Raw genomic sequence first — 19,635 nt, 5'->3', positions numbered from 1 at the left:
GTCGAGTCAGGAACACTCTTTGTTCGGCTTACGCCTCCGCGCCTCCGCGCAGCGCCCGTAGCGCATTCAGGATCACCGCCACGTCGATCCCTTCCTGAATCAGGGCGCCCTCGATCGGGGTGAGATAGCCGAAAGCCGCTACGATCATGCCGAGGAAGGACAGGCCGATCCCGGCGTAGACGCTCTGCAGGGCGATATCGCGGGAGCGGCGGGCAATGCTAACGCCCGAGACGATGCGGTCGAGTCGATCCACCAGCAGCACCACATCGGCCGCTTCCGCAGAGGCGGCAGCTCCTTTCGCACCCATGGCGACCCCGAGATCGGCGGCGGCCAGAGCCGGGGCGTCGTTGACCCCGTCGCCGATCATCATCACGGGCCCCTGCGGTCTCTCTGCCGCTACGACGGCGATCTTCCGATCCGGGGTCAGCTCCGCGTGGATCACATCGAAAGGCAGGCCTGCGGTGACGGCCTCGGCGACCTCGCGCCGGTCGCCGGTCGCAAGTACGAACCGTTCGATTCCCAGTGCGCGCAGATCGTCGAGCAGACGGGCGGTACCGGCGCGCAATTCATCGGCCAGGGTCAGGCTGCCCGCAAAGCGGCCATCGACGGCAATGGCGACCCGGACCGATCCGGCTTGGCGCGGCCCGTCATGCAGGGCCGCCTTTACCTCCGGCACCCTCTGCGCGACGAAACGGGGGCCGCCGACCACAACGAACCTGCCCTTCACGATGCCTTCGAGGCCTTCTCCCGGGCTTTCCACCACTGCTGTGGGGACGGCGAGATCGAGGCCGCGCTGGCGCGCCTCCCGCACAAGAGCTTGGGCGATGACATGCTTGGAGGCCTGATCGAGGGAGGCCGCAAGCGCCAGAAGCTCCTCCCCCGTCATCGCCACCGGATGCACCCCGGTCACATGGGCCTGTCCGTAGGTCAGTGTCCCGGTCTTGTCGATGACGAGGCTGCGCACGCGCGCCATCGCTTCAAGCGCCTTGCCGCCCTTGACCAGAATGCCGGCCTTCGCCGCCCGGGAAACGCCCGAGACGATGGCGACAGGGACCGCGAGGATGAGCGGGCACGGGGTCGCAATGACGAGCACGGCAAGAGCACGGACCGGGTCGCCGGTTGCAAGCCAGGCTCCTCCTGCGAGTAGAACGGTGACGGCGAGAAACACTAGGGCAAACCGGTCGGCGAGGCGGGCCATCGGCGCTTTCGAGCGCTGGGCCGCCTCGACGAGGCGGATGATGCCCGCATAGGTGCTTTCTCCGGCCCGGCGAGACGCCGACAGGTCGAAAGCATCACCCGCATTGGTCGAGCCGCTCATCACCGTCTCGCCCGCCTGCAGCTGCACCGGAATCGCCTCGCCCGTCAGGGCCGATTGATCGAGGACGGCAACGCCGCTTGCGACGGACCCGTCAACCGGGACGATCTCTCCCCGGCGCACCAGCAGCCTGTCTCCCGGATAAACGGCATCGAGGGCGATCTCTTCGAGACGGTCGTCAGTGTAACGCATGGCGGTGTGCGGCACGCGGGAGAGCAGGGCCGTCATCTCACGATTGGCCCGGCGCTCGGCATAGCTTTCCAGATATTGCCCGCCCGCATACATGAGCGCGACCACCACGGCGGCGAGATTTTCGCCCAGGGCCAGGGCGCCGGACATGGACAGGGCGGCGACGATGTCGAGACCCACATCGCCCCGCCGCAGACTGGCGACGATTTCGATAAGGAGCGCGGCAAGGACCGGGACCGTCGCTGCGGCCCAGATCCATTCCGGCCACGCCTTGAATCCCGACAGGGAGGCCAGGAACCCCAGAAGAAGCCCGACGGCCGGCACCGCCACCAGGACAGGGCGCACACGCCGCTGCAGGTCTTGCAGCGAAGCCGGGGCCGCTGAAGGCGAAGGCGCGAGTGCGACCGATGAAGGATGCTTCGGAGAACTTCCCTTGGGATCATGCATCGGCAATTCCGCGAGCCGTAGGACAAAAACTTGAGACGCCGGAGACCGGGAAGAAGTGTAGACCTGTTTCGTGCCGGATACACCGGGCGATAGATTGTCGAATCCGTCTCGCCTGCGTCGATCGGCGGTCGATCATGTATTTTACGTATGGTAAGGCGAGCGCTCACCCTGACGTTGCTTGACCTTCGGCACGTTTCGAGGTCAGGACGACATTTCCCAGCCTGCTGCAGGAAGCGTTATGCGTTTTTCGAAATCTCTCGCACTTGTCACGTTCTTCGCCGTCGGTTCGGCGGCGGTTCCGGTTCAGGCTGCGGATCTCCTCTTCTCTCCCGAGCCTATTGTCCCTGCGGGCTGGATCGTGACCGTGAAGGGTAACCTCAAGGTCGGCCCGTCCTATCCCGGCGCGGATGATTTCAGCGTGTTCGGCTTTCCGTCCTTGAGCTTCCGCCGGGCCGGAACGCAGGAACGCTTCAGCGCTCCCGACGATGGCTTGAGCTTCTCCTTTCTCGAGGATTCGGCGGTTCGCTTCGGTGTCGTCGGCCGTTTCCAGGGCGGGCGCTATCTCAAGGACGACCGCCGCCTGTTTGGTCTCGAAAAGATCGACTGGGCCGTGGAGCCCGGCGTTTTCGTCGAATATTGGCCGGTCGCGTTCCTGCGTGCCCGCGCCGAGCTCCGGCATGGCGTCAACGGACATCGGGGCTTCGTCGCCGATCTCGGCCTCGACCTCGTGCAGACACTCGGCGCCTTCACCGTGTCCGTCGGCCCGCGTCTGGCGCTGGGCGACAGCGAGTTCATGGAAACCTATTTCGGCGTGACGCCATTCGAGGCGGCACTCAACGGCCAGGTCACGCCTTACAAGCCCTCCGGCGGCGTCACCTCGGTCGGCGCGACCGCGGGTGTCAGCTACAACTGGTCGGAGCAATGGTCGACGACCGCCTATGTGACCTACAAGCGTCTGGTGGGCGATGCCGCCGACAGCCCGATCGTCAAGCGGTTCGGCTCCGAGAACCAGGTCGGCCTCGGCCTCACCGTCTCCTATTCGTTTGGCACCGGACGCTGATAAAGCGGATCGGGGGCTCATAAAAAGAGGCAGGCTGGACGGCCCCGGCCTGCCTCTTTCGATTGACGGGACGTGGCGGTTTCAGCGGGAATAGATCGCCGAGTTGCCGCTATGCTCCTTCACTTCGACGCTCTCCAGCCAGACCCGACCTCCGGTCTGGGCATGGGCATAGGCAGCGACGTAATCGTAGACATATTTGGCGGTCGCTTCGCATCCCACCGATGGCAGCACGCGCAGATCGACCAGGCCGTCACGGTGCATGGTTTCGAACCGCGTCAGCTCGGGATCGTCCTCGGCCACGAGCATCGTGTGGTCGAACATATACTTCAGCCATTCCTTCACCGGCTTCAGCCCGCCGAAATCGAAGCACCAGTTGCGCTCGTCGAGCTCGTGCGTGGCGAACACGAATCTGAAGGCCAGGGCGTAGCCATGGATCAGGCGGCAATGGGAGTGAGTGGCGCGCCATTGCCGGAAGCAGCAGGACAGGCCCTCGTTGTGATCGTAGGTCTTTGTCGATCGATAAATTTCGCGAACCATAGGTTCAGCGCCAGGGTCGAGGGTGGTCATGGCAACGGGCATGTTCATTTGCGCTGATTCCTGGTTCTGTCCTGGCTCAGGGCCTATTCCGCATTTCCGCGATCAAGTGCGACGCACTCGTCCAGGAATTCGCGCTTCATCTCCGCATTTTCCGCCATGTCGCCCCAGTAATAGGTGTTGACCATGCGGCTGCGGCGGCTCGCGCGCACGCCCCTTTGCGTCTTGCACATATGCACGGCGCTGATCCGCACGGCGAGGCCACGCGGCTTGGTCATGTCGACGATGTACTGGCCGATCTGCTTGACCAGTTCCTCCTGGATCTGAAGGCGGGAGGCGAAATGCTCGACGATCCGGTCGTATTTCGACAGCCCGATGATCTTCCCGTCGGCGGCGGGGAGGATTCCGATATAGGCAGCGCCGTAGATCGGCATGAGATGATGCGCGCACATGGAGCGCAGCTCGATCGGCCCGGTTACGATCAGCTGGTCGTAGGCCTGGGCGTTATCGAATTCGGTGATGCGCGGCGGAGCCGTATAACGACCTTCGAGAATCTCCTCGACATACATCTTCGCGACGCGCATCGGCGTCTCGCGGGTGTTGTGATCGTTCTCATGGTCAATGCAAAGAATATCGAACAGCTCCTCCACCTTCTGGGCGGCGGCGGCAATCATGGCGGCCTTTTCGGCCTCATCGAGGGGTTCGCTCAGGGCTTCGTTGCAAAGCCGGGAAAGCTTCACCTCTCGCGTATGGAAGTTCATGATTTGCCTACTATTTTTGTTTTTCAGTTGCCGTCCTATCTCCTAACGTAGCATCAAATATTACGTAGTCGACACAAGACGCTTAGATCTGGATATAACCTGTTTTTGTTGATATTAAAATTAACATTGAACCATTGTTAGGATTTTTAAGTAAAATTATAGGGTCGCATATCTGGTTCCAAGACAGAAACGGAGAAAAAATGTCCATAAGAAGAATGAAACAAAATTTCGTGGGGGCTTTCGTCGTTCTGTTCGGCCTCGTGTCGGCAAGCGTTGCGCACGCCGATCCGCTTCCGGTTCCGACCGAGAAGCCGATTCTGACGATTTCGGGCAAGATCAGCACGACCAACAAGGACGGCGAGGCCCAGTTCGACCGCCCGATGCTGGAAGCGCTCGGGCTGGTGACCGTCGAAACCACCACGCCGTGGTATACCGGCCCGGTCAAGTTCGAGGGCGTCTTACTCGACAAGCTGATGAAACTGGTCGGTGCTTCGGGAGAGCGTGTGGGCGTCGTTGCGCTGAACGACTACAGCAGTGAGATTCCGATGGAGGATTTCGCAAAATACAACGTCATTCTCGCGCTCAAGCGCAATGGCGAGTACATGCCGGTGAAGGACAAGGGGCCGCTTTTCGTCATCTACCCCTTTGACAGCAATCCCACGTTGAAGAGTCAGACCTTCTATGGCCGTGCCGTCTGGCAGGTTGCCAAGATCGTCGTGAAGTAAAAAGGCGGGCGAGCACTACCGATGAGCTCCGACGGATCGTCATTGTCGCTGCGCATCCTCAAGTTGGCGCTCGCCGTCGTCATCGGCTGCTTCCTTCTTTCGGCTGCCTATATTTCAAGCCTCGTCGTCGAGCGTCAGGAGGCTTTGAAACTGGTCTCCCGCTACAATACCTCCTGGCTCGCGAGCCAGGCGGTATCCGAATTCACGCGGCTCGAACAGCGTTTGAGCGCATTCAGCGTGCCGAGAAGCGGTGTCGACAAGAATGAGGTCGAGCTGCGTTTCGATATTCTGCTCAGCCGGGTGAAGCTTCTGAACGACGGAGAATTTCAGGACTTCGTCAGGCGCGATCCTGAGCGCCAGAACACCGTTCGGCTCCTGACCGGGGTGCTGGCGGCGGCAGGGCCTCTGGTCCAGCAACTCGATCAACCGGGCAATGCCGAGAGAACGCTTGCGCTTCTCAAGCCGCTCGAAACCAAGATCACGGGGCTTGCCTCCGCCGCGAACCATTACGGGGCGGAGCGCGTCACGCAGGACCAGCATGAGTTGATCCGCCTGCATTGGCTCTTCTCGAGCGTGGCGGCCGGCCTCGTCATCTGCGGCTTCATCCTGCTCGGCCTTCTCGGCTGGCATAACCGCCTGCTCACCCGCGCGCATCACGAGCTGCGTTTCCTTGCCGAGAACCTGCAGCGGACCTCCGACGAGCTAAAGCATGCCAACAAGGCGCTCAACAATGCCTATGTAGAGCTTCAGCATCAGAACGAGGTGCTGCAGATCCAGGAACTCGAGCTCCGCACCCAGAACGAGCGGTTCGATACCGCCCTCAACAACATGTCCCATGGTCTGTGCATGGTGGATTCCGCCGGACGGATCATCGTGTTCAACGCGCGCTTCGCGCAACTCTTCGAGCTGGAGAGGACGGTTCAGCCGGGTGCCACGTTGGGCGAGCTCATCAGCCATGCGGATGCGCGAGGCCGGGAGGGCGCGGCTGCCTTGCGGCAGATCTGCGCCGAGCAGCAGGAGTTGATCCACAACCGACGCAGCGCCACGTTCATCCAGGGGCAACCCGGCGGGCGCACGATCGCCGTCTCGCATCAACCCATGAGCAGCGGCGGCTGGGTCGCTACCTACGAGGACATCACGGAGCGGCGCCAGGCGGAATCTCAGATCGCCTACATGGCCCATCACGATGCCCTGACGGATCTCGCCAACAGGGTGCTGTTTCGAGAGCAAATGGAGCGGGCCCTGGCCCATGCCCAACGCAGCGATGCCAGCCTTGCGGTACTCTGCCTCGATCTCGATCGTTTCAAGGATGTGAACGATACCCTGGGCCACGAGACCGGCGATTCGCTTCTGAAGGTTGTCGCCCAACGGCTTCGGGCCTGCGTGCGCGAGGGCGATGTGGTGGCGCGTCTTGGCGGGGATGAATTCGCGGTGCTGCAGGTGGCGGTCAGCGAGCCGCATGATTGTGCGGTGCTCGCCATGCGCATCGTCGAATCACTCGGGGCGCCTTACGAAATCGATGGGCAGGAGATCGTCATCGGCACCAGCGTCGGCATCGCGCTCGCACCGGAAGGCAGCATGACGCCGGACCAGCTCCTCAAGCATGCGGATCTGGCACTTTACCGGGCCAAAGCCGTCGGACGCGGCACGTTCCGATTCTTCGAGCCGGAAATGGATGCGGAGCTGCAGGCGAGGCGTGTTCTCGAAGTCGATTTGCGCAAGGCCCTCGTGAACCGCGAGTTCGAGCTTTTCTATCAGCCGCAGGTCGACATTCGCAAAGAGCAGATCAGCGGCTATGAGGCGCTTTTGCGCTGGCGTCATCCCGAGCGGGGTATCGTCTCTCCGGGGGAGTTCATCCCGGTGGCCGAGGATATCGGGCTGATCTCGCCGCTCGGCGAATGGGTGATCGAGGAGGCCTGCAGGGAGGCGGCGAAGTGGCCGGCTTCCGTCAAGGTCGCGGTCAATCTCTCGCCGGTGCAGTTCAGGAACAAGGGCCTCGTGCAATGCGTGAGACAGGCTCTCGCGCGCTCGGGCCTGTCTCCCATACGGTTGGAGCTGGAAATCACCGAGTCGGTTTTGCTCCAGGACAACGATACGACTCTGGCTACGCTTCATCAGCTGCGTCATCTCGGCGTGCGCATCGCCATGGACGATTTCGGCACGGGCTATTCTTCCCTGAGCTATCTGCGCAGCTTTCCGTTCGACAAGATCAAGATCGACCAGTCCTTCGTACAGGGATTGTCCTCGCGGGCAGATTGCCTTGCGATCGTTCAATCGATCACGAGCCTTGGCGCAAGCCTCGGAATGATCACCGTTGCCGAGGGCGTGGAAACGGAAGACCAGTTCCAGCAGCTCCGTGCTGCCGGCTGCAATGAAGTCCAGGGCTATTATTTCGGACGTCCCAAGCCGGCGAAGGAACTTGTTCACTCGCTCGACATCGCCGAGAAAACCACGGCCGAGAAGGCCAAAGTCGCCGTTTGAACCCGCTTCCCCGCGATGGGGTTGCGCTCAGGCGGGCTCGTCCTGTCTGGCGCGTCGGGCGGCGACGCGGGCGAGGGCAGCCAGATCCTTGTCGCCGTCGCCATATGCGAGAGCTTCGAGCAGGCTGTCATGCAGGACGCTCGCCGTCGGCAGCGGAACCCGCGCATCGTCTCCGGCCGCCAGGACAAGGCGAATATCCTTGGCCCCGAGCGCGAGCTTGAATCCTGGCGGCTCGTAACGGTTTTCGGAGATCAGGCCGCCATAGCCCTTGTAGACCGGTGAGGCGAACAATGTGTTGGTCAGGATGTTCAGCAGATCGGACGCCTCGACCCCATAGGCTCGGACCAGGGCCGAGGCTTCTCCCATGGCCTCGATGGCGGCGGCGAGCATGAAATTGCCCGCAAGTTTCACCGCATTCGCCTGATGCGGTTCCCGGCCCACCGGCCATATCCTTTGCCCCAGAACGTCGAGCAGCGGCCGGACCTGCGCGGTGGCAGCTTCCTCGCCCGCGCAGACGATCTGGAGCTGGCCCGCCGCAGCGACATCGGGACGTCCGAAGACGGGAGCGGATAGGAAGGCGATCCCGGCCCTGGCATGGGCCTCCGCCAGTTCCCGGGCGAAGGCGACAGAAATGGTCGCCATGCTGACATGAACCGCAGGCTTGACGCTTCTCGTCAGCAATCCCCCATCGGTCAGGACGGCGCGCAAGGCGGCATCGTCCGCAAGCATGGAGATGACCGCGTCGCCTTGGAACGCCTCGCCGGGGTCATTAGCCGCAACGGCTCCCTGTGCGACCAGGGCTTCGATCGGTGGGCGGGAGCGGTTCCAGACGCGCACCCGGTGTCCCGCTTTGACCAGGTTCGCCGCCATGGCCCGGCCCATATGGCCAAGCCCAAGAAAGCCGATATCCATGCCCGTTGTTCCCGATAAAGCACTACCAGCTATGGCGGGCTTCGCCTCTGCCAAGGGGCTCCACAAGAGCCAGGTGCCCTGCAACCTGATCCGCATCAGATCGTTTCCATCGCGGATGTATTAGTTTCCCTGGCGCTTCGAGAGCTTTCTCCGGCTTTATCCGCCACGCGATGAATGGACGAGACCCATGAATGTGGACATCCTTTTCCGCCCCTTCAGCCTGAAATCTCTGAATCTGAAGAACCGCATCGTCATGGCCCCCATGACGCGATCGTTCTCGCCGGGAGGCGTGCCGACACCCGAGGTTGCCGCCTATTACCGCCGTCGCGCGCGTCAGGTCGGCCTGATCGTCTCGGAAGGAACGGTCGTGGACCGGCCTGCCTCGTCGAATGATCCGAATGTCCCGCATTTCTACGGTGACAAGGCACTCGAGGGCTGGAAGAGGGTGATCGACGAGGTGCATGCGGATGGCGGAGCGATGGCGCCGCAGCTCTGGCATATGGGCGTCATGCACAAGCACGATTCCGGCTGGACGCCGCCGGCGCCTTTCGAGGGCCCGTCCGGTCTCGTCGTGCCGGGTGAGAAGGGCGGCGTGGAAATGACGGAGAGCGACATCGCCGACACGATCGCCGCCTTCGCGCGCGCGGCGGGCGATGCGAAACGCCTCGGCTTCGACGCGGTCGAGCTTCACGGGGCGCATGGCTACCTGATCGACCAGTTCTTCTGGGCAGGCACCAACAAGCGAACCGACAAGTTCGGCGGCGCAACCTTGCCCGAGCGCAGCCGCTTCGCCGCCGAGATCGTCAAGGCGGTGCGCGCCGCAATCGGTGGGGATTTCCCGATCATCCTGAGATTGTCGCAGTGGAAACAGCAGGATTTCGCCGTCAAGCTCGCCAAGACTCCCGAGGAGATGGAGGCTTGGCTGAAGCCGTTGGCCGAAGCTGGCGTGGATATTTTCCATTGCTCCCAGCGGCGCTTCTGGCAGCCGGAATTCGAAGGCTCGGACCTGAACTTCGCCGGCTGGGCGAAGAAGCTGACCGGCAAGGCGACCATCACCGTCGGCTCCGTCGGTCTGTCGGGGGAATTCATCGCCGCCTTCCAGGGCGAAAGCTCCCATCCGAGTTCCCTCGATGAATTGCTGCGTCGGATGGACCGCGGCGATTTCGATCTCGTCGCCGTGGGCCGTGCGGTCCTCTCTGATCCCGAATGGGCCACGAAGATTCGCCAGAACCGCCCCGAGCAACTGCGCGACTTCACGCGCGAGGCGCTAGCAACGCTCTACTAGGATCGAAGCCTGGCCTCTCTCATCGGGATCGTGCAACAGCCGGCCGTGGCTTCGCCTCGCTAAAGACGGGAGATACCTTCTTGGTTCAAGGCAGCGAGGGCCCGCGCAATCGGCTGTCCGCCCACGCTCAACCAGGGCGCGATCTCGGCCAGGGGCACAAGGACAAAAGCCCGCTCCAGCATATGAGGATGCGGGATCGTCAGCGGAGGGCCGTTCACCTCACAATCGCCGTAGGTCAGAATATCGATGTCGATGATCCGCGGTCCCCACCGGACCTCGCGCGTGCGCCCCAGTTCCCGTTCCACGTCCAGGCAGAGGGAAAGCAAGGCCTCCGGTGCGAGTTCGGTTTCCGCCAATACGCAGGCATTCACGAACCAATCCTGCGCAACCGGTCCCCACGGTTCGCTCCGGTAATCGGCCGAACGCGCGAGGATCATGACACCGCGTTCCGCAAGAATCGCGATGGCGCGCGCAAGATTGGCCTGCTTGTCGCCGACATTGCTGCCGAGGCTCAGGCTGACTTCAGGCATCCCGGAGCCGCGTGATCTCGACCGCCACGCCATCCATGATGAAGGGAACGGGCGCTTCTGGTTTCTCCACCCGCACGGTCACCGCCGTGACGAGCTTGAACTTTTCAAGCACGCCGGCAGCAATGGCCTCGGCCAGCCCCTCGATGATGCGAAAGCGCCTCGTCGTCGCGATCTCGTTCACCAGCTCGGCCAGGCTCCCGTAGCAGACCGACAGGCCGTAATCGTCGCTGAGCCCGGCCGGCCTGAGATCGAGCGAGCAATGCAGCGTCACGTAAAAACGCTGCCCCAGTCGTTCCTCTTCCGCATGCACGCCATGATGAGCGTAGACCGCCAGGCGGGAGATGATGATCGTATCTGTCATGGCATTCCTCGCACCAGGGCGTCCGCCACCCGGCATGCTTCCACATGAGCCTTGACATCGTGGACGCGGATGATGTCGGTGCCCTTGCCGATGGCAATGACATGCGCGGCAAGGGAACCGAACAATCGCTCGCGCGGGGGCACCGGCGGATCGTAGAAGCGGCCGAGAAACGATTTGCGGGATGCCCCGACGAGCACCGGAAAGCCGAGTGCCTTTACCTCTTCCAGACGGCGCAGAACATCCATGTTCTGCTCGGCCGTCTTGCCGAAGCCGATACCCGGATCGAGGATGACATGCCGATCCGGGACGCCCGCCTCTCGCGCCAGCGACAACGAGCGTTCGAAGAACCGTTGCATGTCCACGACGATATCGAGGTTGGGGTCGACCTGCGTGCGGTTGTGCATCACGACCACCGGAACGGAAAACTCGGCAACGACCGCGGCCATGTCGGGATCGTGCTGCAGGCCCCAGATGTCGTTTACGATGGCGGCCCCGGCCAGGATTGCGGCGCGCGCCGTCGCTGCCCGGTAGGTATCGATGGAGAGTGGGACGTCGACTTTGGACGCAACCTCGCGGATGATCGGGATGACCCGCCTCTGTTCTTCCTCGGGGCTTACCGGCGTGTAGCCGGGGCGCGTGGATTCGCCTCCGATATCGATGATGTCGGCTCCCGCCTGCACCATGTCGCAGGCATGCCGAACAGCCTCTTCCGGGTCGGCGAAGAGTCCTCCATCCGAGAAAGAGTCCGGCGTGACGTTCAGAACGCCCATGACGAGGGTGCGCGTGCCGAGGTCGATCAGAGGTCCAGTCATTCGCTTGGTCAGGGCTCCGGAAATTCCCCCTTCTTCAGCAATTCGGCGGCCGAGTCGACACAAAATGCGGAGGGAGAGCGCCTATCGGAAATCGCTCGTTTCCCCTTTTGCCACTTGGCGCACGACCGCGCACGCCGCCGATTGTCTCAGGCCGCTTGACCGATAGTCAACGATATGGTTGATTATCAACGAATCTGTTGAATGATGGTCGCATCCACATGGGTAATCCGTCGCAACTTCGTGTCGTCGGGCAAGCGTCATCCGCCGATGACGAAGAGCAGGCATTGGACTTGGTTTTTGCCGCGCTCTCGGACCCGGTGCGGCGCGAAATTCTCGACCGGCTCGATGGACACGATCTGCTCGTTTCGGAGGTTGCTGCGCATTTCGATATCTCGTTGCAGGCCGTCTCGCGCCACATCCAAGTTCTGGTCCGTGCCGGATTGGTCACTCAGGAGCGCACGGGCCGTATCAGCCGTTGCCGGCTCGATGCCGGGCCGATCTACAGCGCCGCCATCTGGCTCAATCGCTACAGCAAATACTGGCAAGCTCAGTTCGATCTGCTGGCGGTCACGCTGGAGGAAATCGAGCGGGAGAATTCCGCAAAGGCGGAGAAGGCAAGTCGCGGCAAGCGGGCAGGGACGTCGTCTGCCCGCGGAAGAAAGCAAACGGTCAAGCCACGATCGGAGAAATGAGCATGACCCATCATCAAGTCGTCACGCCCGAACAATGGATGGAGCAGCGCAGGCAGCTCCTCGCCAAGGAAAAGGAATTCACGAGGCTGCGGGACGAGCTCAGCCAGGCGCGCCGCGATCTGCCTTGGACACGCGTGACCAAGGACTACGTGTTCGACGGTTCCGCAGGGAAACAGACGCTTGCCGAGCTGTTCGAAGGGCGTTCCCAGCTCGTCGTCTACCATTTCATGTTCGCTCCCGAGTGGCAGGCGGGCTGCAAAAGCTGCTCGTTCTGGGCCGACAACTTCAACGGCATCGTGCCGCATCTCAACCAGCGCGACGTGACTCTCGTCGCCGTCTCGCGCGCGCCGGTATCGAAGCTTCAGGAGTTCGCAGGGCGTCAGGGGTGGAGCTTCAAATGGCTGTCGTCTTCCGGCAGCGATTTCAGCTACGACTACAATGCATCCTTCAGGCCGGAGGACCTCGCCAGCGGCAAGGCCATCGACAACTATGCGCAGAACAAGGCGAACATGTCGGACCTGCCGGGGATCAGCGTATTCTTCAAGGATACCGACGGGCAGGTCTTCCACACCTATTCCTGCTACCGGCGCGGCATCGACATGATGAACACCGCCTATCACTACCTCGATCTCGTGCCCAAGGGGCGCGACGAGGCGGATCTACCCTATCCGATGGCCTGGGTGGCCCTTCGCGACCAGTATGGCATTTGAACAAAGGCAGGATGAGCGATGAAGTACAGGGACGCCGCCGAGAAGCTGGCCGGGTATCGAAGCCAGATCGCCGATATTCGCGAGAAAATGCGGAACACTCAGGCTTCGATCGAGCCCGAGGAGGTCGAGGATTATGAATTCGCGACGGCACGGGGCAGGGCGCGAATGTCATCCTTGTTCGGCGACAAGGACACGCTGCTCGTCATCCACAACATGGGCACCGGTTGTGCAAGTTGCACGATGTGGGCTGACGGCTTCAACGGCGTGTACGAGCATTTGCGCGACCGTGCCGCCTTCGTGGTGTCGTCGCCGGATGCCCCCGAGCGTCAGCAGAGCTTCGCGGCCGGTCGTGGCTGGAAATTTCCCATGATCTCGAACCAGGGCACGACATTTGCCGAAGACATGGGATATCGCCCGAATGGCCGCGCGATGCCGGGCGTTTCGGTCTTCAGGCGCAAGGGTGGCAAGATTTTGCGGGTGGCCGATACGGGGTTTGCGCATGGGGACGATTTCTGCAGCGTCTGGCACCTCTTCGATCTCATTCCGGAAGGCAAGGCAGGGTGGCTGCCGAAATTCAGCTATGCGAGCTGAGCGAGAATTAAAGAGTGGCAACGGCACCGGCCGAGGTGCCGTTGCACGGAAGGGGAACGCACTCGTTCGAAAGGCCTGGCGTCCATCCTGTGCGGACGTTCGGAGGAATCAGGCTGTTGGGATTCCGGCTTCATCGGCCAAGCCTTCCGGCGGATAGATGTGATCCCGGCCCTTGAAATCGGAGATGGAATAGCTCCCTTTACCGTCACCCCTGATGGCGCTTGTCCCAATGACGGCTTTGCCGTGGCCTCCCGGGATGTCGAGGATATAGGTCGGCTGACACAGGCCGGAGATCCGCCCGCGCAGGCCTGCTACGAGCGCCTGACCTTCCTCGATCGACAGACGGAAATGGCTCGTGCCGGGGGCAAGGTCAGGGTGGTGGAGATAGTAAGGCTTGATCCGTGCCTCCACGAAGGCACGCATGAGCACCGCCAATGTTTCCGGGTCGTCGTTGATTCCCCGCAGAAGCACGGTCTGGCTGAGCATGACGATGCCCGCATCGACGAGACGGGCGCAGGCCGCGCGCGCCGCGTCGGTCAATTCGCGCGGATGGTTGGCGTGGAGCGCTACATAAGTGGTCTTGCCGCTCGCTTTCAGCGCCGCAATCAGCCACGCATCGATCCGGTCCGGCTCGACCACGGGAATGCGGGTGTGAAAGCGGACAATCTTTACGTGCTCGATCTTCGCCATCCGCTCCATGATCTCGGCGAGGCGGCGCGGGGAGAGGACCAGTGGATCGCCGCCGGTCAGGATCACCTCCCAGATTTCGGGATGGTCGGCGATATAGGCGAAAGCCTTGTCCATGGCCTCGGGCGAGAGAGTGCCGAGGCCCTGCGGCCCCACCATCTCGCGCCGGAAGCAGAAGCGGCAATAGACCGGGCAGACATGGACCGCCTTGAGCAGGACCCGGTCGGGATAGCGATGGACGATGCCCTCGACCGGGCTGTGCGCGAGATCGCCGATGGGATCGTCGCGTTCTTGCCGAGTCGTGACGAGTTCCGCCGCATCGGGCACAAACTGGCGGGCAATCGGATCGTTCGGGTCGTTCCGGTCGATCAATGCGGCCATGGCGGGGGTGATCGCGATGGCGTAGCGCTCCGCCACGCGGCCGATATCGCCAAGGTGCTCGGCCTCGACGAGACCGGCCTCGGCCAGATCCTTGGGGGTCTTGAGCACGCGGGCGGCTGTCATCGGGCCGCCTCCGGGACCGGAGCCCACAGGACCTGATCGATGCGGGAAGCACCCGTCGCCAGCATCACGAGGCGGTCGAAGCCGAGCGCAATGCCACTTGCCTCCGGCATGAGGGCGAGAGCCGCCAGGAAGTCTTCATCCACAGGATAGCTTTCGCCGTAAACCCGCATCTTCTCCGTCATTTCTCCCTCGAACCGACGGCGCTGCTCCACTGTGTCGGTCAATTCGCCGAAGGCATTGGCCAATTCGACGCCGCAGGCATAGAGCTCGAACCGTTCCGCCACGCGCGGATCGCGGGCCGTCGGGCGGGCGAGGGCCGCCTCCGCGACGGGGTATTCGTCCAGGATCGTGGCGCGTCCATGGCCGAGATGGGGCTCTACCCGCTCGACGATGACGCGGCTGAAGAGATCGGACCACGTATCGTCCTCGGCCACCCGCATGCCCGCCTGCTTCAAGGACGAGGCCAGATGCCCCCGATCCGTCGCACCCGTCCGGTCGATGGAGGCAAGGAGGTCGATGCCCGCGAAACGCTCGAACGCTTCCGCGACGCTCAGCCGTTCCGGCTCCTTGAAGGGATCGACCTCGCTGCCGCGGAAGGTGAGGGTGCCGGTTTCGGCTTTTTCCGCCGCAAGTCCAAGGATCTTGGCGGAATCCCGCATCAGGGCCTCATAGGATTCCCCGACGCGATACCATTCCAGCATCGTGAATTCCGGGTGGTGCAGGGGGCCGCGCTCGCGGTTGCGGTAGACATGGGCGAAGCAGGCAATACGCCTCTCGCCCGCCGCCAGGAGTTTCTTGCAGGCGAATTCCGGGGACGTGTGCAGGTAAAGCGGCGTCTTGTCGCCGCCCATCCCGACCGCTTCGGTGGCGAAGGCATGGAGATGCGCCTCGTTGCCGGGCGAGACCTGAAGCGTGGCGGTATCGACCTCGACGAAATCCCGTTCCGCGAAGAACTCCCGCAAGGATGCCTGGATTCGATTGCGGCTCAGGAGAAACGGGCGGCGGTCGGCATGGACATGCGGCGTCCACCAGGGGGAGGGGGCGGGCATGGCTGCTTTCCGTTCCAAAGGGTTAACCGGGGTTTTATGCGGTCAGGCTGGCGATTTGCGCGAAGATAGGCTAGTGCGGCATCGAAAACGTTTTTTGAGCGTCTCCGGGGGCTGGACGGCCCGACCCTCACGACGCGCCCTATTTGTCACAAGGAAAGCTTCCCGTGAAGGTCATCGCCTCTACGCTCCGCAAAGGCAATGTCGTCGATATGGACGGCCGGCTCTATGTGGTTCTCACCGCCCAGAACATCCACCCCGGCAAGGGTACGCCTGTCACCCAGCTCGACATGCGCCGTATTTCGGATGGCGTGAAGGTGTCCGAGCGCTACCGCACCACCGAGCAGGTCGAGCGCGCCTTCGTGGAGGACCGTGAGCACACCTTCCTCTACGAGGACGGCGAGGGCTTCCATTTCATGAACCCGGAAACCTACGATCAGGTGGCCGTGCCGCTGGATATCATCGGCGACCAGAAGCCCTATCTTCAGGAAGGCATGGCCGTGATGCTCTCGACCCATAACGGCGTGCCGATCGCCATCGAACTGCCCGCCCGCGTGACGCTCGAGATCACCGAGACCGAGCCGGTCGTGAAGGGCCAGACGGCCTCGTCCTCCTACAAGCCCGCGATGCTCTCGAACGGCGTACGCACCCTGGTGCCCCCGCATATCCAGGCCGGCACCCGCGTCGTCATCATGACGGAAGACGGTTCCTACGTGGAGCGTGCGAAGGACTAAGCAGTTCTTCGCTTCGAGTCTTGCATCCTGACGTTTTCGTCAGGGATTCGATCTTGAAGGATGGGACGTTTCGGTGAACCTTTGCCGGAACTCCCATCCTTCCTCTTTTTCAAGGCTGAACGATTCCATGGCGAGCGGCGTCCCGAACTCCATCAATCCCCTCGTCGCGGATGTCGGAAGCCCGCCTATTCCCGAAGCGCAGAGCTGGACGAAGCGTTACGATGGCGCCTTCGGCCCGCTCATCAACCTGTCTCAGGCCGTGCCGGGCAATGCGCCCCACGCCGGCATGCTCGAGCGGCTCGCCGCCACGGCCGGTTCGGCCTCCGGCGCGCAATATGGCCCGATCAATGGCGATGCGGGTCTGAGGCAGGCTTACGCCACCGAGCTGTCCCGCATCTACGAGGGCCGGATCGAGCCCGGGGATACGGCGGTCACCGCGGGCTGTAATCTCGCTTTCTTCGCCACGATGATGCTGCTCGCCCGCCATGGCGACGCGGTTCTTCTGCCGACGCCGTGGTATTTCAACCACCAGATGAGCCTCGACATGCTGGGCATCGAGCCGCGTCCTCTGCCCTGCCGTCCGGAGGCTGGATTCGTTCCGCGCATCGAGGATGCCGAGGCGCTGATCGATGAGAAAGTGAAGGCCATCGTTCTCGTCACGCCCAACAACCCGACCGGCGCGGTCTATCCGGCACACGTGATCGAAGGCTTTGCGGAACTCTGCCGCAGGCGTGGGATTCATCTCGTCATTGACGAGACTTATCGGGATTTCCTGCCAAAGGGCGTGAACCGGGCTCACGGTCTTTTCACGTCCGAGGAGTGGCGCGGGCCGGTGATCCAGCTCTATTCGTTCTCGAAATCCTATGCGATTCCCGGGCACCGCATGGGCGCGATCACGGCGGATGCCGGGCTGATCGAGCAGGTCGCCAAGATTCTCGACTGCATCCAGATCTGCGCACCCCGGACCGCGCAGGCGGTCCTGCCTTGGGCCATTGATTCCTTGCGCGACTGGCGCGAGGAAAACCGCGCCGAGATCAACCGGCGCGCTGAAGTGTTCCGGCAGGCACTTGCGCCTCTTCCGGAGTGGCGCATCGAATCCGTCGGCGCCTATTTCGCCTATCTCAGCCACCCATTCCCGGAAAAGTCCGCTCAGGCGGTTGCGGAGAGGCTCGCCACCGAGCGCGGCGTCCTGTGCCTGCCGGGAAGCTATTTCGGGCCGGGGCAGGAAGGACATCTGCGGGTGGCTTTCGCCAATGTGGGAGCCGATGTGCTGGCCGGCCTGACGGAGCGCCTGCGCGGTCTCTCGCTCTGAGCCCCCGGCGCTCACCCCAAAACTTCTCGCCCGCCCTTGGCAGAAGCATGGGGCGGTTGGTACTCTCGGTTCCAAACAGGCATCCATTCCGATGCCAGGGATATCGTTTTGACTGTTAAGTACGATGCGATTGCCGAAGCAGAGGAGGGCCGATCGATTCCGCTCGCGGGATCCGATGCGGGCTCGCCCTGTCGCGCGGATCGCTCCGATGAGGCAGCGAGGCGGCAAAGCGGGCGGCGCCGTTCGGCGCGCAGCTACGCGGCGCTCGATCTCGGCACCAATAATTGCCGCCTGCTGATCGCCGAGCCGGCGCATTTCGGCTTTCGCGTGATCGACGCCTTTTCCCGAATCGTGCGCTTGGGCGAGGGCCTCGGTTTCGGCAATCACCTGAGCGAGGACGCCATCGAGCGGACGATCGACGCCCTTCGCGTCTGCCGGGACAAGATGGCAGCCAAGGACGTCCTGCGCGCCCGCCTCGTCGCCACGGAGGCGTGCCGCCTTGCCGCCAACGGCCAAGCTTTCATCGAGCGCGTGCGCAGCGATCTTGAACTCGAACTCGAAGTCGTCGACCGCAAGACCGAGGCTTATCTCGCCGTTACCGGCTGCGCCTCCCTCGTCGACCCGCAGGCGCAATCCGTGATCGTGTTCGATATCGGGGGCGGCTCGACCGAGATTGCCTGGCTCGACGGTCTTGCGCCGCATATGTTCGCCGATCCCTGCAAGCGGATCCGGGCCTGGGATTCGCTCCCCGTCGGGGTCGTGACCCTGGCCGAGCGCCATGGCGGCGTCCATGTGGCCCGCGAGACCTTCGAGGGCATGGTCGAGGAAGTGTCGGAGCTTCTGCTCGATTTTTCCCTTGTCGCCGCCGAGGCCGGGCGGGCGCCGAGTTTCCATCTTCTGGGTACCTCCGGCACGGTCACGACCGTTGGGGGAATTCATCTAGGTCTGGCACGCTACGACCGCCGCCGGGTCGACGGGATGTGGATGCACGGCGAGGACATCTCCGCCGTGGTCGAGCGATTGTTGAACTCGGATTTCGACGAGCGTGCCGCCAACCCTTGCATCGGCAAGGAGCGCGCCGATCTGGTGCTGGCGGGCTGCGCGATCCTGGAAGCGATCCGTCGGGCGTTCCCCTCGGATCGCCTGCGCATCGCCGATCGCGGGCTCCGCGAAGGAATTTTGATGAACATGATGCGTGAAGACAGCGTGTGGCGAGGGGGGCATCGGTGAGCACCAGCAAATCCGGCTCCGGAACCCGCAACCTCAAGCAGCGGGTGAAGACGGCGCATAAGCGCACGCTCTCGTCCCAGAAATGGCTCGAGAGGCAGCTCAACGATCCCTATGTGGCGCGCGCCAAGCGTGAAGGCTATCGCTCGCGCGCGGCGTTCAAGCTGCTTGAGATCGACGAGAAGTTTCATGTGCTGAAATCCGGCCAGCGCGTGGTCGATCTCGGTGCTGCGCCCGGCGGCTGGTCGCAGATCGCGGCCCGCAAGGTCGGACCGAAGGGCAAGGTCGTCGGCATCGACCTTCTGCCGATCGATCCCCTGCCGGGAGTCGAGTTCATCCAGCTCGACTTCCTCGATGAAAGCGCTCCGGGCAAGCTCATCGAGATGCTGGGCGGGCCGGCGGATGTCGTCATGTCCGACATGGCCGCCAACACCACCGGTCACAAGAAGACCGATCACCTGCGCATCATGGGGCTCGCTGAGGCCGCCATCTATTTCGCCCGCGAGATCCTGGCGCCGGGCGGTGCCTTCATCGCGAAGGTTTTCCAGGGCGGCACCGAGAGCCAGCTCCTGGCCGACCTCAAACGTGACTTTTCGGTAGTACGCCACGTCAAACCGGCGGCAAGCCGGGCGGACTCGGCGGAACTCTATGTGATGGCAACCGGTTTTCGGGGTACGGCAGGCGAAGCGCCGTCATCCTGACATGCGCCGCCATGCCCTG

Annotated in this window: 20 protein-coding genes; 11 read left to right on the top strand and 9 right to left on the bottom strand. The window is 62.9% G+C overall.

Annotated features, from left to right (window positions below):
* Positions 1-28: 28 nt before the first annotated feature.
* Positions 29-1,849: a heavy metal translocating P-type ATPase gene (locus tag AB4Y97_RS03505; RefSeq protein WP_441997614.1), complete on the bottom strand. Its 1,821-nt coding sequence runs from the start codon at positions 1,847-1,849 to the stop codon at positions 29-31.
* A 340-nt stretch (positions 1,850-2,189) separates the two neighbouring features.
* Between AB4Y97_RS03505 and AB4Y97_RS03500 the strand changes: the two genes are divergently transcribed.
* Complete coding sequence (locus tag AB4Y97_RS03500; protein WP_441997613.1) at positions 2,190-3,011, top strand: MipA/OmpV family protein; 822 nt, start codon at positions 2,190-2,192, stop codon at positions 3,009-3,011.
* Between the two features lie 81 nt (positions 3,012-3,092).
* Here AB4Y97_RS03500 and AB4Y97_RS03495 read toward each other — a convergent pair whose 3' ends face one another.
* Positions 3,093-3,596, bottom strand: coding sequence for a 6-pyruvoyl trahydropterin synthase family protein (locus tag AB4Y97_RS03495; protein WP_441997612.1), 504 nt, complete (start codon positions 3,594-3,596; stop codon positions 3,093-3,095).
* A gap of 35 nt (positions 3,597-3,631) precedes the next feature.
* On the bottom strand, positions 3,632-4,306 hold the full coding sequence (gene folE / locus AB4Y97_RS03490; protein ID WP_441997611.1) for a GTP cyclohydrolase I: 675 nt from the start codon (positions 4,304-4,306) through the stop codon (positions 3,632-3,634).
* Positions 4,307-4,521: 215 nt separating this feature from the next.
* Here folE and AB4Y97_RS03485 point away from each other — a divergent pair, with 215 nt between their 5' ends.
* Together AB4Y97_RS03485 and AB4Y97_RS03480 are read left to right on the top strand one after the other, a co-directional pair.
* Positions 4,522-5,031 (top strand): molybdopterin-dependent oxidoreductase, encoded by a 510-nt coding sequence (locus AB4Y97_RS03485; protein ID WP_441997610.1) that lies wholly within the window; start codon positions 4,522-4,524, stop codon positions 5,029-5,031.
* A gap of 21 nt (positions 5,032-5,052) precedes the next feature.
* The gene (locus AB4Y97_RS03480) at positions 5,053-7,512 is read left to right on the top strand and encodes a putative bifunctional diguanylate cyclase/phosphodiesterase (protein WP_441997609.1); all 2,460 of its coding nucleotides are present in this window, start codon (positions 5,053-5,055) and stop codon (positions 7,510-7,512) included.
* Between the two features lie 27 nt (positions 7,513-7,539).
* Here the strand turns inward: AB4Y97_RS03480 and AB4Y97_RS03475 are convergent, their stop codons facing one another.
* Entirely contained in the window at positions 7,540-8,424 is an 885-nt protein-coding gene (locus AB4Y97_RS03475; protein WP_441997608.1) for an NAD(P)-dependent oxidoreductase, read from the bottom strand.
* A 187-nt stretch (positions 8,425-8,611) separates the two neighbouring features.
* Between AB4Y97_RS03475 and AB4Y97_RS03470 the strand changes: the two genes are divergently transcribed.
* Positions 8,612-9,709: an NADH:flavin oxidoreductase gene (locus AB4Y97_RS03470; RefSeq protein WP_441997607.1), complete on the top strand. Its 1,098-nt coding sequence runs from the start codon at positions 8,612-8,614 to the stop codon at positions 9,707-9,709.
* A gap of 59 nt (positions 9,710-9,768) precedes the next feature.
* Here AB4Y97_RS03470 and folK read toward each other — a convergent pair whose 3' ends face one another.
* Genes folK through folP form a run of 3 tightly spaced genes read right to left on the bottom strand, consistent with a single transcriptional unit; the run spans position 9,769 to position 11,412 of the window.
* A complete protein-coding gene (gene folK, locus AB4Y97_RS03465; RefSeq protein WP_441997606.1) occupies positions 9,769-10,239 on the bottom strand; it encodes a 2-amino-4-hydroxy-6-hydroxymethyldihydropteridine diphosphokinase in 471 nt (156 codons plus the stop codon).
* Positions 10,232-10,600 (bottom strand): dihydroneopterin aldolase, encoded by a 369-nt coding sequence (folB, locus tag AB4Y97_RS03460; protein WP_441997605.1) that lies wholly within the window; start codon positions 10,598-10,600, stop codon positions 10,232-10,234. The genes folK and folB overlap by 8 nt, the downstream gene beginning before the upstream one ends.
* Complete coding sequence (gene folP / locus AB4Y97_RS03455; protein WP_441997604.1) at positions 10,597-11,412, bottom strand: dihydropteroate synthase; 816 nt, start codon at positions 11,410-11,412, stop codon at positions 10,597-10,599. Before folP ends, folB begins: the two co-directional genes overlap by 4 nt.
* A gap of 284 nt (positions 11,413-11,696) precedes the next feature.
* On the opposite strand from folP, the gene AB4Y97_RS03450 reads away from it, so the two are divergent.
* The 3 genes from AB4Y97_RS03450 to AB4Y97_RS03440 are packed head-to-tail and all read left to right on the top strand — an operon-like array spanning position 11,697 to position 13,405.
* Positions 11,697-12,104 (top strand): ArsR/SmtB family transcription factor, encoded by a 408-nt coding sequence (locus AB4Y97_RS03450; protein WP_441997603.1) that lies wholly within the window; start codon positions 11,697-11,699, stop codon positions 12,102-12,104.
* 2 nt (positions 12,105-12,106) lie between these two features.
* A complete protein-coding gene (locus AB4Y97_RS03445; protein ID WP_441997602.1) occupies positions 12,107-12,814 on the top strand; it encodes a DUF899 domain-containing protein in 708 nt (235 codons plus the stop codon).
* Between the two features lie 18 nt (positions 12,815-12,832).
* Entirely contained in the window at positions 12,833-13,405 is a 573-nt protein-coding gene (locus AB4Y97_RS03440) for a DUF899 family protein (protein ID WP_441997601.1), read from the top strand.
* Between the two features lie 108 nt (positions 13,406-13,513).
* Here AB4Y97_RS03440 and AB4Y97_RS03435 read toward each other — a convergent pair whose 3' ends face one another.
* Both AB4Y97_RS03435 and epmA read right to left on the bottom strand, forming a co-directional pair.
* Entirely contained in the window at positions 13,514-14,596 is a 1,083-nt protein-coding gene (locus tag AB4Y97_RS03435) for a lysine-2,3-aminomutase-like protein (RefSeq protein WP_441997600.1), read from the bottom strand.
* A complete protein-coding gene (gene epmA / locus AB4Y97_RS03430; RefSeq protein WP_441997599.1) occupies positions 14,593-15,645 on the bottom strand; it encodes an EF-P lysine aminoacylase EpmA in 1,053 nt (350 codons plus the stop codon). Before epmA ends, AB4Y97_RS03435 begins: the two co-directional genes overlap by 4 nt.
* A 164-nt stretch (positions 15,646-15,809) precedes the next feature.
* Between epmA and efp the strand changes: the two genes are divergently transcribed.
* The 4 genes from efp (at position 15,810) to AB4Y97_RS03410 (ending at position 19,616) form a co-directional block, all read left to right on the top strand.
* Complete coding sequence (gene efp, locus AB4Y97_RS03425) at positions 15,810-16,376, top strand: elongation factor P (RefSeq protein ID WP_441997598.1); 567 nt, start codon at positions 15,810-15,812, stop codon at positions 16,374-16,376.
* Between the two features lie 127 nt (positions 16,377-16,503).
* Positions 16,504-17,688: an aminotransferase gene (locus AB4Y97_RS03420; protein ID WP_441997597.1), complete on the top strand. Its 1,185-nt coding sequence runs from the start codon at positions 16,504-16,506 to the stop codon at positions 17,686-17,688.
* Between the two features lie 108 nt (positions 17,689-17,796).
* Positions 17,797-18,918: a Ppx/GppA phosphatase family protein gene (locus tag AB4Y97_RS03415; protein WP_441997596.1), complete on the top strand. Its 1,122-nt coding sequence runs from the start codon at positions 17,797-17,799 to the stop codon at positions 18,916-18,918.
* Complete coding sequence (locus AB4Y97_RS03410; RefSeq protein WP_441997595.1) at positions 18,915-19,616, top strand: RlmE family RNA methyltransferase; 702 nt, start codon at positions 18,915-18,917, stop codon at positions 19,614-19,616. The genes AB4Y97_RS03415 and AB4Y97_RS03410 overlap by 4 nt, the downstream gene beginning before the upstream one ends.
* Positions 19,617-19,635: the final 19 nt, after the last annotated feature.

It is taken from the genome of Microvirga sp. 2TAF3 (assembly GCF_052114965.1).
GTDB lineage: Bacteria > Pseudomonadota > Alphaproteobacteria > Rhizobiales > Beijerinckiaceae > Microvirga.
The sequence above is the reverse complement of the archived record's forward strand: the minus strand, read 5'-3'. Positions and strand labels throughout refer to the sequence as shown.

What these genes read in the sequence shown, in the direction of transcription:
- AB4Y97_RS03500 (WP_441997613.1), top strand. Translation starts at nt 2,190, where the DNA reads ATGCGTTTTTCGAAATCTCTCGCACTTGTCACGTTCTTCGCCGTCGGT.
- AB4Y97_RS03495 (WP_441997612.1), bottom strand. Translation starts at nt 3,596, where the DNA reads ATGAACATGCCCGTTGCCATGACCACCCTCGACCCTGGCGCTGAACCT.
- folE (WP_441997611.1), bottom strand. Translation starts at nt 4,306, where the DNA reads ATGAACTTCCATACGCGAGAGGTGAAGCTTTCCCGGCTTTGCAACGAA.
- AB4Y97_RS03485 (WP_441997610.1), top strand. Translation starts at nt 4,522, where the DNA reads ATGAAACAAAATTTCGTGGGGGCTTTCGTCGTTCTGTTCGGCCTCGTG.
- AB4Y97_RS03480 (WP_441997609.1), top strand. Translation starts at nt 5,053, where the DNA reads ATGAGCTCCGACGGATCGTCATTGTCGCTGCGCATCCTCAAGTTGGCG.
- AB4Y97_RS03475 (WP_441997608.1), bottom strand. Translation starts at nt 8,424, where the DNA reads ATGGATATCGGCTTTCTTGGGCTTGGCCATATGGGCCGGGCCATGGCG.
- AB4Y97_RS03470 (WP_441997607.1), top strand. Translation starts at nt 8,612, where the DNA reads ATGAATGTGGACATCCTTTTCCGCCCCTTCAGCCTGAAATCTCTGAAT.
- folK (WP_441997606.1), bottom strand. Translation starts at nt 10,239, where the DNA reads ATGCCTGAAGTCAGCCTGAGCCTCGGCAGCAATGTCGGCGACAAGCAG.
- folB (WP_441997605.1), bottom strand. Translation starts at nt 10,600, where the DNA reads ATGACAGATACGATCATCATCTCCCGCCTGGCGGTCTACGCTCATCAT.
- folP (WP_441997604.1), bottom strand. Translation starts at nt 11,412, where the DNA reads ATGACTGGACCTCTGATCGACCTCGGCACGCGCACCCTCGTCATGGGC.
- AB4Y97_RS03445 (WP_441997602.1), top strand. Translation starts at nt 12,107, where the DNA reads ATGACCCATCATCAAGTCGTCACGCCCGAACAATGGATGGAGCAGCGC.
- AB4Y97_RS03440 (WP_441997601.1), top strand. Translation starts at nt 12,833, where the DNA reads ATGAAGTACAGGGACGCCGCCGAGAAGCTGGCCGGGTATCGAAGCCAG.
- AB4Y97_RS03435 (WP_441997600.1), bottom strand. Translation starts at nt 14,596, where the DNA reads ATGACAGCCGCCCGCGTGCTCAAGACCCCCAAGGATCTGGCCGAGGCC.
- epmA (WP_441997599.1), bottom strand. Translation starts at nt 15,645, where the DNA reads ATGCCCGCCCCCTCCCCCTGGTGGACGCCGCATGTCCATGCCGACCGC.
- AB4Y97_RS03420 (WP_441997597.1), top strand. Translation starts at nt 16,504, where the DNA reads ATGGCGAGCGGCGTCCCGAACTCCATCAATCCCCTCGTCGCGGATGTC.